This is a genomic window from Halalkalibacillus sediminis (genome assembly GCF_002844535.1).
In the GTDB taxonomy this organism is placed as follows: domain Bacteria; phylum Bacillota; class Bacilli; order Bacillales; family Alkalibacillaceae; genus Halalkalibacillus_A; species Halalkalibacillus_A sediminis.
In genome coordinates this window covers 667,610-681,218 of record NZ_PJNH01000001.1, presented here as the reverse complement: position 1 = coordinate 681,218, position 13,609 = coordinate 667,610, and the positions used below count along the sequence as shown (strand labels likewise).

Annotated in this window: 17 protein-coding genes; 16 read left to right on the top strand and 1 reads right to left on the bottom strand. The window is 37.8% G+C overall.

What is annotated here, in order from left to right:
* Position 1 precedes the first annotated feature (1 nt).
* The 12 genes from aroC (at position 2) to CEY16_RS03530 (ending at position 9,740) form a co-directional block, all read left to right on the top strand.
* Positions 2–1,168 carry a chorismate synthase gene (gene aroC, locus CEY16_RS03585; protein ID WP_101330592.1) on the top strand — a complete coding sequence of 389 codons (1,167 nt, stop codon included), beginning with the start codon at positions 2–4 and terminating at the stop codon, positions 1,166–1,168.
* Positions 1,168–2,265: a 3-dehydroquinate synthase gene (gene aroB, locus CEY16_RS03580; RefSeq protein ID WP_101330591.1), complete on the top strand. Its 1,098-nt coding sequence runs from the start codon at positions 1,168–1,170 to the stop codon at positions 2,263–2,265. The genes aroC and aroB overlap by 1 nt, the downstream gene beginning before the upstream one ends.
* A 1-nt stretch (position 2,266) precedes the next feature.
* Positions 2,267–3,550 (top strand): 3-phosphoshikimate 1-carboxyvinyltransferase, encoded by a 1,284-nt coding sequence (gene aroA, locus CEY16_RS03575; protein ID WP_101330590.1) that lies wholly within the window; start codon positions 2,267–2,269, stop codon positions 3,548–3,550.
* A 57-nt stretch (positions 3,551–3,607) separates the two neighbouring features.
* Positions 3,608–4,864 carry a tetratricopeptide repeat protein gene (locus tag CEY16_RS03570; RefSeq protein WP_101330589.1) on the top strand — a complete coding sequence of 419 codons (1,257 nt, stop codon included), beginning with the start codon at positions 3,608–3,610 and terminating at the stop codon, positions 4,862–4,864.
* Positions 4,865–4,873: 9 nt separating this feature from the next.
* Positions 4,874–5,428, top strand: a complete 555-nt coding sequence (locus CEY16_RS03565; RefSeq protein WP_101330588.1) for a ReoY family proteolytic degradation factor — start codon at positions 4,874–4,876, stop codon at positions 5,426–5,428.
* 21 nt (positions 5,429–5,449) lie between these two features.
* Entirely contained in the window at positions 5,450–5,914 is a 465-nt protein-coding gene (locus CEY16_RS03560; RefSeq protein ID WP_162297838.1) for a DUF2487 family protein, read from the top strand.
* 211 nt (positions 5,915–6,125) lie between these two features.
* On the top strand, positions 6,126–6,638 hold the full coding sequence (locus CEY16_RS03555) for a Rieske (2Fe-2S) protein (protein WP_143484593.1): 513 nt from the start codon (positions 6,126–6,128) through the stop codon (positions 6,636–6,638).
* 4 nt (positions 6,639–6,642) lie between these two features.
* Positions 6,643–7,317 carry a menaquinol-cytochrome c reductase cytochrome b subunit gene (gene qcrB, locus CEY16_RS03550; protein ID WP_101330585.1) on the top strand — a complete coding sequence of 225 codons (675 nt, stop codon included), beginning with the start codon at positions 6,643–6,645 and terminating at the stop codon, positions 7,315–7,317.
* Between the two features lie 29 nt (positions 7,318–7,346).
* Positions 7,347–8,147 carry a menaquinol-cytochrome c reductase cytochrome b/c subunit gene (locus tag CEY16_RS03545; protein WP_101330584.1) on the top strand — a complete coding sequence of 267 codons (801 nt, stop codon included), beginning with the start codon at positions 7,347–7,349 and terminating at the stop codon, positions 8,145–8,147.
* Between the two features lie 59 nt (positions 8,148–8,206).
* Entirely contained in the window at positions 8,207–8,797 is a 591-nt protein-coding gene (gene lhaT, locus CEY16_RS03540) for a lipoprotein heptaprenylglyceryl N-acetyltransferase LhaT (RefSeq protein WP_420795507.1), read from the top strand.
* A gap of 36 nt (positions 8,798–8,833) precedes the next feature.
* A complete protein-coding gene (locus CEY16_RS03535; RefSeq protein WP_162297837.1) occupies positions 8,834–9,022 on the top strand; it encodes a sporulation protein YpjB in 189 nt (62 codons plus the stop codon).
* Positions 9,023–9,062: 40 nt separating this feature from the next.
* Complete coding sequence (locus CEY16_RS03530; protein ID WP_101330581.1) at positions 9,063–9,740, top strand: zinc metallopeptidase; 678 nt, start codon at positions 9,063–9,065, stop codon at positions 9,738–9,740.
* A gap of 160 nt (positions 9,741–9,900) precedes the next feature.
* Here CEY16_RS03530 and CEY16_RS03525 read toward each other — a convergent pair whose 3' ends face one another.
* Complete coding sequence (locus tag CEY16_RS03525) at positions 9,901–10,770, bottom strand: YitT family protein (RefSeq protein ID WP_101330580.1); 870 nt, start codon at positions 10,768–10,770, stop codon at positions 9,901–9,903.
* A 139-nt stretch (positions 10,771–10,909) separates the two neighbouring features.
* On the opposite strand from CEY16_RS03525, the gene CEY16_RS03520 reads away from it, so the two are divergent.
* The 4 genes from CEY16_RS03520 to bshA are packed head-to-tail and all read left to right on the top strand — an operon-like array spanning position 10,910 to position 13,599.
* Entirely contained in the window at positions 10,910–11,254 is a 345-nt protein-coding gene (locus CEY16_RS03520; RefSeq protein WP_101330579.1) for a nucleotide pyrophosphohydrolase, read from the top strand.
* Positions 11,254–12,057: a 4-hydroxy-tetrahydrodipicolinate reductase gene (gene dapB, locus CEY16_RS03515; RefSeq protein ID WP_101330578.1), complete on the top strand. Its 804-nt coding sequence runs from the start codon at positions 11,254–11,256 to the stop codon at positions 12,055–12,057. The genes CEY16_RS03520 and dapB overlap by 1 nt, the downstream gene beginning before the upstream one ends.
* 8 nt (positions 12,058–12,065) lie before the next feature.
* Positions 12,066–12,482: a methylglyoxal synthase gene (mgsA, locus tag CEY16_RS03510; protein ID WP_101330577.1), complete on the top strand. Its 417-nt coding sequence runs from the start codon at positions 12,066–12,068 to the stop codon at positions 12,480–12,482.
* Positions 12,475–13,599, top strand: coding sequence for an N-acetyl-alpha-D-glucosaminyl L-malate synthase BshA (gene bshA, locus CEY16_RS03505; RefSeq protein WP_101330576.1), 1,125 nt, complete (start codon positions 12,475–12,477; stop codon positions 13,597–13,599). The genes mgsA and bshA overlap by 8 nt, the downstream gene beginning before the upstream one ends.
* Positions 13,600–13,609 lie beyond the last annotated feature (10 nt).

Sequence of the window (13,609 nt, the reverse complement as noted above, 5' to 3'; positions counted from 1 at the left end):
TATGAGATATTTAACAGCCGGAGAATCCCATGGAAAACAACTTACAACAATAGTTGAAGGTGTACCTGCTCATTTACAGTTAACCAAAGAAGATATCAACGAATCGTTAATTCGTCGTCAAGGTGGACATGGGCGTGGACGAAGAATGAAAATTGAAAAAGACTTGGTCGAAATCACTAGCGGAGTCAGACACGGCTACACTCTAGGGTCTCCGATTTCACTCATCATTACGAACGATGATTTCAAGCACTGGAAGCAAATTATGGACGAAGAGCCGATTGAAAGTGATGAAGAGATCAAGAGACAAATTTCAAAACCTCGACCAGGTCATGCTGATTTGAATGGTGGTTTGAAATATGATCACCGAGACATGAGGAATGTATTAGAAAGATCTTCAGCCAGAGAGACAGCTGCAAGAGTAGCAGCAGGTGCTGTAGCAAAGAAAATCCTCAAGGAAATTGGTGTTGATGTAGTTGGTTACGTCAAACGAATTTACGATGTGGAAGCTGATGATCAACCATCCATGACATTCAACGATAAAGTTGAAATGTCCAACCTGTCTCCCGTTCGAACGCTCGATTCTACAAAAGAGAAGGCTATGATGGATGCTATTGATCAAGCGAAAAAAGATGGAGACTCAATAGGCGGTGTAGTAGAGGTTTGTGTTGAAGGTATGCCTTCCGGTATTGGTTCTCATGTTCATTATGACCGAAAGCTTGACGGAAGAATTGCTGGGAGTGTCATCAGTATCAATGCATTCAAAGGTGTTGAATTTGGAATCGGATTCGAAGCCGCTGAACGACGTGGAAGTGAAACACACGATGAAATTTATTACAACTCTACTGATGGTTACAAAAGAAAGTCGAATCGCTTAGGAGGGTTTGAAGGTGGAATGACCACAGGGATGCCTATTATCGTTAAAGGTGTCATGAAACCAATCCCAACACTATATAAACCACTGCAAAGCGTTGATATTGAAACGAAAGAACCTTTTGAGGCAAGCATTGAGAGATCAGATTCATGTGCTGTGCCTGCAGCCTCTGTTGTGATGGAGCATATTGTAGCATGGGAAGTTGCCCAAGCGATTTTAGATCAATTTACTTCTGATACTATCAATCAACTTAAAGATGAAATGAAGAGATATAGAGAAAGGATTCGCGAATTTTAATGAATACTATCTCGGTAAGTTCCAAGGAACGTAATTATCAAATTCATGTCGGAAAAGATATTAGACATCAATCGGGAGGTTTTCTGAAAGAATTTTCATACAGTAAAGTAGCGATTATTACTGATGAAAATGTTGCTAAACTCTATTTGGATGATGTACGAAAATCCTTAGAACCATATTTTGAAGTTGAAGAATTGATCGTTCCAGCAGGTGAGCTATCAAAATCACTTCATCAGTTCGAGGAAATCCAGAGCAAGCTGATTGAAAAAGGGTTTGATCGCCATTCTGCTCTGATAGCACTAGGTGGTGGCATGATTGGTGACTTAGTTGGGTTTGTAGCTTCCACTTATATGAGAGGTATTGGATTTATTCAAATGCCTACGACTTTATTAGCTCACGATAGCAGTATCGGGGGTAAAGTAGCGATCAATTTTGACGGCACTAAAAATTTGATCGGTCAATTTTATTCACCTGAATTAGTTATTTATGATGTCGACACTTTCAATACGTTGAATGATAGAGAATTACGTTCTGGTTTTGCTGAAATGGTGAAACATGGTTTCATTGAATCCAAGGATTTTCTTACAACGATAAAGAATGATATGAGTGAAAGTATTAATTTTAAAGATAAAGAATTTATCAATATATTGGCTGAATCTATTCTAATTAAAAAACGATATGTACAGACAGATGAATATGAGAAGAGCATTCGTCGATATTTGAATCTCGGACATACATGGGGGCATGCCATTGAAGCCTCTTCAAAAGATTCCGAGTTGAGACATGGCGAATGTGTCATGATGGGGATGCTATTCGCACTTTACCTATCTGATCAAATGAATGGACAAGAAAATCAACTATTCAACGATTCAATAATCGCGTGGATAAGAAAGTTAAATTTCCAACTGATTCCTCGTGAGAGTAAATTAGATGAATGGTTGTACCAAATGCAAAGAGATAAAAAGAATTCTGAGCATAATATAAGTTTCGTTTTACTCGAATCAATAGGAAAACCGTATTCTATGAATTTAGACAGTGATGTAGTTCGAAGGCACCTAGAAAGCTATTTGAAACTAATGAAAGACGAGGTTGTATAGAATGAAGATTCTTAATCAAAGACAACAACCACTAACAGGAACTCTTCAAGTACCGGGGGATAAGTCGATTTCTCATCGGGCAATCATGTTTGCTTCTATTGCACAAGGGGAAACCACAATAGAAAATATGCTGTTATCAGAAGATTGTTACCGTACAATGGATGCTTTCAGAACCCTAGGCACTGAAATTACTATCAATGATCATAACGTCAAGGTTACTAGTGATGGGTGGAAATCATTCAAGCGCCCTGATCATCCTTTGTATATGGGGAACTCTGGGACGACCGCAAGATTAATTACAGGAATTCTGGCCGCATTACCTTTTCAAACCGTTTTGACAGGTGATGAATCTTTAACTAAAAGACCAATGAACCGAGTAATAGATCCTCTAAGTCAAATGGGAGCAATGATTGAAAGCGCTAATCATAAGCTACCGATAACAATAAAGGGGAGCCACCTTTCAGGAATAACCTATCGTTTACCAGTTGATAGTGCCCAAGTGAAGTCTGCAATTATACTTGCAGGATTGTTAAGTGATGGCGAAACCGTTGTTCATCAGGATAATATAACCAGAGATCACACAGAAAGAATGCTTCCAGCTTTTGAGACGGACATCTTTACAGACGGTTCCATGATAAAGGTGAAAGGACCTCAATCGCTATATGCTGCTAATAACTTAAAAGTACCTGGAGATATATCGTCAGCTGCTTTTTGGATCGCAGGTGCGGTTATTACTCCTGGAAGTAAGATTACATTAAATGACGTCGGTCTTAACCCGACACGGACTGGGTTCATTGAAATACTTAAACGAATGAATGCCCGTATTAATATTGAAACCACTCATCACGAAGGCTCAGAACCTATAGGAACAATTGAAGTTGAATATTCTCCAGATTTAACCCCGACTACCATCAATAGAGAGGAAGTAGCTACCTTTATTGATGAAATTCCTTTATTAGCATTAGTCGCATCACAAGTTGAAGGTGAATTCACCATTCAACATATTGAAGAATTGAGATATAAAGAAACTGATCGTGTCCAAGCTATAGTTGATACTCTTTCTTCATTAGGTGTTACTGTATCTAGTAGAGAAAATGATGTTACTATTAGAGGTAAAGCTAGTCTAAAAGGTGGGAAAATCAATTCCAGAGGTGACCATCGCATTGCCATGATGGGCGCGATCGCTTCATTAATTTGTGAAAGTACTTTAGAAATAGATGATGAAGAATGTATTCAAATTTCCTATCCAGGCTTTTGGGAAGACATGGACACACTTAGAAATTAGTGTGTGTATCAAATTAATGATATTATTTGTTGGAGATTAATATTGGAGGATTTATAAATGGAAGTTATAGAACAAGCGATGCACTTATCAAAGGATGGCCATTTTGATGAGGCAATTAAAAAATTACAATCATATACCCACGAGGCTAATGATGAAGAACGATTAGTGATAGCGGAAATATTCCATGAATGGGGACTATTAAATGACGCAAAAATGATTTATGAGGACATGCTGGTCCATCATCCTCATGAACACGAGATCCGTCTTTCATTAGCTGAAATATATACAGACTTGAATGATGATGAAGCTGTTCTTGAAGTTTTACACGAAATAGATCCCAGTGAACCAGCTTATGTTCCGGCATTGGTTCAGCTAGCCGATCTATATCAAACCCAAGGACTTTTTGAAGTAGCAGAACAAAAGCTTTTTGAAGCAAAAGATATTGAGCCAGAAGAACCTATCATTGATTTCGCTTTAGCTGAACTTTCTTTCTCTAATGGAGAATACCAAAAGGCGATTCCTTTTTATGAAAAAGTTATTAAGCATCAAGATGAATTCACTTTTGTCGATGTGAAAGAGAGATTAGCTGAGTGCCTGTCCTCAGTAGGGAATTGGGAAGAAGCATTAAAGTATTTCCAACAAATCAAGTTAGAAACTCCTGATGCTTTATTCAAGTACGGTTATACTGCTTATCAATTGGAACGTTATGATATCTCCGTCCATTCTTGGAATCAACTACTTGATTTGGATCCAGAATACACAAGTGTATATCCTTATCTCGCAAAGGCCTATGAAGCAGAAGGCGCACTCCCAGAAGCTTACGATATTCTTGTCAAAGGTATTAATAAAGACAAGCATAATAAGGAACTATTCTATACCATTGCAATGATCGCTCTCAGACTGGATCGTTATGAACAAGCTGAGGACTACTTACAACAATCAATCGCGATCGACCCTGGTTATGAAGATGCCATAGAAGAATTGATCACCTTATTCTTTGAGCAAGAGAAATGGGAACAAGCTCAGGAACTCGTAGAAGAATTAATGAAATACGAGGGTTATCCTGAAGTCGTGAATTGGTACGGAGCTAAAATATTTAATGAACTTGAAGAATTCGATAAGTCTAAAGAACTCTTTGAAAAAGCCTACCCTTCATTTAAAGATCACTCGAAGTTTCTTAGGGAATACGGTTTCTTCCTTATAGAAGAAGGTGAACATGAAAAGGCTAAACCTGTCTTAATTGATTATTTAAAAATTGAGCCTGAAGATGAAGAGGTACAAGAGTTTTTAGGTAGAATGGATGAAGGAAAGTAGGTGAGCTGAATGGATGTCACCATCAATCAGAAACGCGGAATGATTGAGTGGTTCCTGGATGAGTATGACATGAAGCAGCGAGAAATCACTTGGCTACTGGAATATTTGATTAAGAGGGATCATCTTTTGGAAAAAATTCGATTTGTCTATGAAGCACATTTGTGTCACAGGAGCCTAATCATATCAGTCGATGATTCTGACAGTAGACCTTTTCGTTTCTATAAAGAGCATATCGTTACTACGGATGTAGATAAAGCATTCCACGACGTCCGTTTAAACACTGACGAGCTTATGTATGTCGAGTTGAAATTTCCGGGTATACGTCAAACGACAGAGTATGCTGAAGTATTAGAAGATAACCCATATCTACCTGACGATTATTATATGAAGAATGAAGACTATCAATCTTTAGAGAAGTTATGGACTGAAATGGATTTTGAAAGTAAGAAAAGTGATTTACTCCAAAAAATCGATGATGCTCTTGATTGTAATGATAAAGAAGCATTTCTGAAGTGGAGTAAAGAAATTGAAAAACTGTCTAGAGAAGATAAGAACTTCAATTAGTCCTGAATGGAGGTATTCAAAATGAAATGGAATTTCAATGATGCCGAACAGTACGTACAAGCAAAAGAATATATTGATACAGCGATCATTCCACTTATACCTTATTCATTTTCTTCAGATGAAGATATTCAGAAACTTTCTTTCCAAAAAGAAGTGATGGATGTTTTTACCACTCAAATAGAAAAAGAATTAAAAGGAAGAATTTTTCTAATCCCTGAATATTACTACTTGAAAGACGCAAAAATAGAAGAAGAGAAGCAAAATCTTGATCAGCAAATCGAACACGTCCAAAGTCAACCTTTCAATCATGTGTTTCTCCTGACCTTTGATTCTCAGTGGAGGAAAAAGGTGAAGGAATTTGATGCAGACTTACTTTGGATACCAAGTATAAAAGAAGGTAATCTTAATCAAGTAGACAAGCAACAATTAATTCAAGCACAAGTAGAAGAAGTTCTTCAATTGATAAAAGAAAGCTGGTCCAATTAAATTATGACATTTTTATAGCGAATCTATGGTTTATATTGAAATGTTGAAAAGATTACGCTATGATTGTATTGTCCTAATAAATGTGTTTTTAAATTACCCTATTCGTTGTCATCAAATGAATAGAGGGGGGAGAATTATGTCAGAAGAAAAGAAAAATAATGGCCCTTCAGAAAATGCAGAAGGCCTACATGAAGAAGTAGAAGAAGAAGTAGTGAATCCAACTAAAAACTCTGTATCTCGTCGTCAGTTTCTTAACTATACATTAACTGGTGTAGGCGGGTTTATGGGTGCAGCGATGGTTGCGCCAATGTTAGGTTTTGCTGTTGATCCTTTACTACAAGCAGAATCAGGTGGTGACTTCATCTCTGTCATGAGTGTAGATGACATTACAGAAACACCGCAAAAGAAAGAATTCCAAGTTGACCAAAAAGATGGTTGGTATGAAACAAAAGTTACGCGAGTAGCGTGGATTTTCAGAAGTGGTGAAGATGAGATTCTTGCCTTGTCTCCCGTATGTACGCACTTAGGTTGTACAGTTGGCTGGGATTCCAATCCAGAATATGAAAACGAATTTTTCTGTCCTTGTCATAATGGACGATATGACGAAAAAGGTGTTAATATTCCAGGTACTCCACCTACCGCTCCATTACCTGCGTACGAAACTAGAGTACAAGATGGCACGTTATTCTTAAGTCCAAGAGCACAAGCGAGAGGGGGGGCATAGTAAAATGTTACAACGAGTATATGATTGGATAGATGAACGTATGGATATCACTCCAATATGGCGTGATATCGCTGATCACGAAGTACCCGAACACGTTAACCCTGCCCATCACTTCTCAGCTTTCGTTTACTGTTTTGGTGGACTGACGTTCTTCGTGACAGTCATTCAAGTTTTGTCAGGTATGTTTTTAACGATGTACTACGTTCCAGATATTGAGAACGCATGGCAGTCTGTTAACTATTTGCAATCGCAAGTGGCTCATGGTCAAATCGTACGTGGCATGCACCACTGGGGAGCTAGTGTAGTAATCGTAATGATTTTCCTACATACATTACGAGTATTCTTCCAAGGTGCTTATAAAAAGCCTCGTGAATTAAACTGGGTTGTAGGAGTATTGTTATTTTTCATCATGTTAGGTTTAGGTTTCACAGGATATCTACTTCCTTGGGATAACAAAGCATTTTTCGCTACTCAGGTTGGTTTAGAAATTGCTGAAAGTGTCCCTTATATTGGAACAGATTTGAAAATCTTGCTTGCAGGTGACCCTAACATAGTTGGTGCACAGACCCTTACGAGATTCTTTGCGATTCATGTATTCTTTTTACCTGCCGGCCTATTTGCATTAATGGGTGCGCACTTTATCATGATTCGTCGTCAAGGTATTTCTGGACCACTATAAACCATATTTAATTTAAAGGAGGGAACACTGTGCATAGAGGTAAAGGAATGAAATTTGTCGGTGATTCTCGGGTACCTGAGAAATCGAACCGAAATATACCTAAAGATTACTCTGCCTTTCCTGGTAGAACAGAAGCTTTCTGGCCAAACTTTTTATTAAAAGAATGGCTAGTAGGTGCGGTATTCTTGATCGGGTTCTTATGTCTAGTGGCTTACGCTCCTTCACCGTTAGAGCAACAGGCGGATCCGAATAACGCATCTTATATACCATTACCAGACTGGTATTTTCTTTTCTTATATGAATTATTAAAGTATAAATATGCTGCTGCCGATTATGTCGTATTCGGTACAGTAATCATCCCAGGTCTAGCGTTTGGTGCTTTACTGTTAGCTCCTTTCTTAGACAAAGGACCTGAAAGAAAGCCTACACGTCGTCCGATTTCTACTGGCCTTATGTTACTAGGTATTGCAGCTACGATTTGGTTGACTTATGAATCAGTTGCTGCCGTAGATTGGGAAGAACGTGAACAATATTCGATTGAAAATGCTGTTCAGGTTGAAATCGATGAAGAAGATCCCGGCTATGCTGTTTTCGAAGATAATTGCATGAGTTGTCATGGTGGAGATTTAAACGGAGTACCTGACGTTGGTCCTTCATTAATCGGTATCCCACATGGTGTTGATGCAATTAAAGACATCGCAGTCAATGGTATTGGAGATATGCCAGCAGGACAATTTGAAGGTTCTGATGAAGAATTGACTCAGCTAGCTGAATTTATCGTCTCTGTTAACGAAAAAGCAAAAGAGCAAGAAGACGGTGGCGGACATTAAAATAATTGAAGTAAAAAGCTGACTGTAATGGTCAGCTTTTTTCTTAGACATTAGAGGGATTGAAGATGATCAAACAACTATTGATGCAAAAAAGCATACTATGGCTCTTACTAATAATAAATACACTTGGCACAATTTATGGATATATATGGTATGAGCATCAGTTGATAGAAACTCCAGCCATATTTCTTATTTTTGTACCTGACAGCCCGACAGCATCATTATTTTTTGTAGTTGTATTAGTAGGGTTTCTGTTAAACAAGAATTTTAAATACTTTGAAGCACTGGCGATGTTGACTTTATTCAAATACGGAGTTTGGGCAGTAATCATGAATATATTGACGTTCATGGAGACTGGGAATATCACTGCACCTGCCTTGATGCTAATTGTTTCTCATGGCGCCATGGCGATTCAGGGATTGTTATATTCACCGTTTTATCGAATAGGGAAAAGGCATTTGATATTCGCTGCAATATGGACCCTCCATAACGATGTAATTGATTATGTTTATGGAATGATGCCATCTTATGGATCTCTGAGTGAATATATGGACCATATTGGCTATTTCACTTTTTGGTTAAGCCTATTTTCAATCTATTTAGTATTTCGATTCGGATATAAGCCTCACCGTTCTAGAAAAACAACATAAACATATACTATATCTAGATGTAAAGGAGTAATCACAGTGATTCTTCAAACACTGCATCTTCAATTGTTTATAGTATATGGACAAATCCCAAATCCGAACTTAATTTATACCATTTTGACCATATCATTCTTCATTATTGTCACATTAACTTATGTAGCATGGAGAAAATATCATAGTACAGCTAATCGAGCTAAAAAAATTGACGAAGACCAAGAGCTTGAATAAAATTAAGTTGAGAAGAATGAGACAGTAGAGGTGAATAAACATGGGCATTGAGACGATTATTATATATTTTGCAGTTTTGCTTATACTTCCTTTATTAGCAAATCGTAAAGTAAAAACAACTTACAAAAAACATATGAAGAAACCCAATTCATCCGGGATTCCAGGGGCTGAAGTCGCTAGACGAATTCTTCAAGAAAATGGAATATATGATGTTAGAGTAGAAGAGACGAAAGGTTTTCTCTCCGATCATTATGATCCGAGAAAAAAAGTAGTCCGCTTATCTTCACATAACTTCCATGAACCTTCTCAAGCTGCTTCAGCCATTGCAGCGCATGAAGTTGGACATGCCATTCAAGATGCTGAAGAATACGCATTTCTGAGATTTAGAAGTACGTTAGTACCAGTCGCAAGCCTAGGTTCAAACCTTTCTTACTTCTTAATATTTGCTGGTATTATATTGCAAATGGGTGAACTCTACTTACTAGCAATCGGTTTGATGGGCTTTGCGGTTTTATTCCAAATCGTTACTCTTCCGGTCGAGTTCGATGCCTCTAACCGGGCGATGAATCAGCTCGTTTCATCTGGAATCATCGGAAGTGCTGAACATAAAGAGACCAAAAAAGTTTTGAATGCTGCAGCACTGACATACGTTGCTGCTACAGTCGTGGCATTGATGGAGTTAGGTAGATTTATCTTCCTTTTCATGAATAATGAATAATCAAAAAAGCAGGTTTTCCTTTTGAAAGGAAACCTGCTTTTTTTAATTAGCTCTTTATTGTTGTAATTTGAAAGGTTTGTACACTCACCTCAGTTCTCTTTATCTGAGAACATCAGCTTCAGTCAATATTATTACTAAGGGGGCGTTTGGATTTTTCTTATTACATCAAAGGTTTTTTATTTTCATCGAGTGTAAATCCCTCTCCAAGAACATCGTGAACGGATGAGACAGCAACGAATGCATGAGGATCTATATCGCTGATAATGTTTTTAAGTTTTACGATTTCGTTTTTACCGACCACGCAATAAAGCACTTCACGCTTTTCGCCTGTGAAACTTCCGCTTCCATTTAATATGGTAACTCCCCGATCCATTTGTTCCATGATCCCTTTGGATAATGAATGGCTGTGATCAGATATGATGGTTGCTCCACGAGCTGCATATGCACCTTCTTGTATGAAGTCAATCACACGAGCTCCGATAAATACGGCAACTAAAGTATACATTCCTTCAATTGGACGTAAATACAAGACTATAGAAGAGAGAATAACAACTGCATCGAATAAGAACATTGTTCGTCCCATACTCCATCCAGCATATTTATGCACCAGACGAGCAATAATATCTACACCTCCGGTAGTGCCTCCATACCGAAAAATAATTCCCAATCCAACACCAATGAATGTCCCTGCAAACAATGCAGCGAGAGTCATGTCATTTCTTAGAGAAAAATCGAATGAATAGATTTGAAAAACCCATAAGAATATGGAGACAGCGAAAGTCCCCAGTACAGTATAAAGAAAAGTTGTCATCCCAAGTAGTCGCCAACCGATCATGAAGATAGGTATATTGAGAACCAAATTCATGATACCTGGATCCAGTGAAAACATGAAGTATAATAATAGCGTAATCCCCGTGAAGCCACCCTCAGCCAAGTTGTTTTGCATATTAAAATTAACAATACCAAAAGAGAAAATAGCTGAGCCGATTAAGATAAAAATGATATTTTTTAATTTCATTCCGAAAAGCATGTAGATCCTCCCCCTGTAAATAATTCCTCAACATATTATAGTCAACACTATAAAAAGGTGCAATAAGCAGATGAAAGATTTGTCAAATGAAGGCGATTTAGCTAACATGAAGATAGACTGAAATAAAGGTGTGGAACCGATGGAAGCAGAAAACCATACAATTGTACAAGCTCAAGAAAGAGTGGATCGTTTCATTAGTCAATTTGAAGAGGGGTACTTTTCACCAACGACGATGATTCTACGCTTAGCAGAAGAACTAGGTGAATTATCACGAGAAGTGAACCACCTCTATGGAGAAAAACCTAAGAAGAAAACTGAAAAAGAAAAGAGAATCGAGGATGAGCTAGGCGACTTATTCTTTGTACTTATCACATTTGCCAACTCATTAGATATTGATTTAAACGAAGCGTTTGAAATCAGCATGAGTAAAATCGAGACCAGGGATCAAAATCGTTGGACGTTAAAAGAAGAGGAGAATGAATAATGAAAGAAACAATCAATATAATTCTTGCTGGACCACGTGGTAAAATGGGGTCAGAAGCTTTGAAGCTGATAGAAAGAACTGAAAACTTCCAATTAGTAGGATGTATCGATAGGAAACATGATGGTAAAAACATCAAAGATATAGACAATACTAGTGAATTGGATGCACCGATTTATACAAATTCGAATGAAGCGTTTGAACGTCTTAACGCTGACGTCTTAATCGAACTTACAAATCCTGAAGTAGGCTTTGAACATACAAAACAGGCTTTACTTAACAATATCCGTCCTGTAGTGGGTACTTCTGGCTTCAGTGAGGATCAATTAGGCGAGTTGAAGGAACTGAGTAATAAGCAACAAACAGGGATTATCATCGCTCCGAACTTTGCAATAGGAGCTGTGCTCATGATGAAGTTCTCTCAAATGGCAGCAAAATATTTTAACAATGTTGAAATTATTGAGAAGCATCATGACAAGAAACTTGATGCACCATCAGGTACTGCAGTGAAAACTGCTCAAATGATCAAGCAGGTCAGAGAAAGTATCAATCAAGGTCACCCAGATGAAAAAGAAACAATCGAAGGTGCACGAGGCGCAGAATTTGATGGTTTTCGAATTCATAGCATGAGGCTCCCTGGGTTAATCGCTCACCAGGAAGTTGTATTTGGTCAAAGTGGACAGACATTAACGATTAAACATGACTCGATGGATCGTGAGTCATTTATGAGTGGTGTACATTTTGCAGTTGAACAAATAATAGATATGGATGAATACGTCTACGGATTAGAAAATTTGATGGAGTAGGTGTCAAAATGAATATTGCACTAATTGCACATGATAAGAAAAAAAGAAACTTACTGAATTTCATCACAGCATATAAAAATATATTTTCAAAACATCAACTATTCGCTACTGGTACAACAGGTAAATTGATTAATGAAGAAATAGAACTTGAAGTCCATAGATTTCAATCTGGACCACTAGGTGGAGACCAACAAATCGGGGCAAAAATTTCTGATAACGAAATTGATGTCGTCATCTTTTTCCGAGATCCTTTAACGGCGCAGCCACATGAACCTGATGTGTCCGCGTTATTAAGACTATGTGATGTTTATAAAGTCCCATTAGCTACAAATGTCGCTTCTGCAGAAATTATCGTTCGTGGACTAGAACAAGGATGGTTGAATTGGCGTTCGATCAAGGAATCAACGGTGAACTATGATGAATAAAAAAGTTGGAATCGTCTGTTACCCTACTGTTGGAGGTTCAGGAGTCGTTGCTACCGAACTCGGAATCAATCTAGCGGAAAAGGGATACGAAGTTCATTTCATATCAACCACCATGCCCTTTCGACTCAAAAGACTATATGCGAATATTTATTTTCATGAAGTGGAAGTTGCCAATTATCCGGTGTTTAAACACCCACCTTATGACCTTTCTTTAGCGAATAAAATCGCTGAAGTCATAGATCGAGAAGAACTTGATATTATCCACGCACATTATGCAATGCCACATGCAATATGTTCAATCATTGCAAAACAAATGGCGAAAAGAGAAGTAAAGATTGTGACTACGCTTCACGGTACAGATATAACTGTGCTTGGAATAGACCAAAGCCTCCAAAACATGATTTGCTTTGCAATTGAAGAATCAGACGGGGTAACGGCAGTGTCTGAAAGCTTGCGGAAACAAACTAAGGAGGTCTTCAATACAGAGAAACCGATTGAAGTCATTCACAACTTTATTGACCAAGTTGATCCGTCGATAGAATCTCCGAGCCGTTTAAAAGAGAATTTAGGGATACTTCCTGAAGAGAAAGTGATTATTCATATATCGAATTTCCGCAAAGTTAAAAGAGTAGAGGACGTCATTCAATCTTTCTTTCTAATTCAAAAAAAAGTTCCTTCTAAGTTACTTTTAGTGGGAGACGGACCTGAGTATTCGAATATGCGTAGTTTAATCCGAGAGTTAGGGTTAGATGATCAAGTCATTTTCATGGGTAGACAGGATAATATTCAAGACCTCCTCACAATAAGTGATCTGAAGTTACTTTTATCTGAAAAAGAAAGTTTCGGTTTGGTACTTTTAGAAGCCATGGCTCAAGGCATACCTTCGATCGGAACGAATATTGGGGGGATTCCTGAAGTTATCCAGGATGGGAAAAATGGTTATATTTGTAGTTTAGGTGACGTCGATGATATAGCGAACAAAGCAATTAATCTTCTGAATGATGATAAATTGTGGAAAGATTTTTCAACTCATGCCAAAAGTTATGTTACTGAAAATTTTGATTCAAAAACAATCGTAAAACAATATGAGGAGCTATACGATGGACTCTTTACATAGTGGTGAGGGA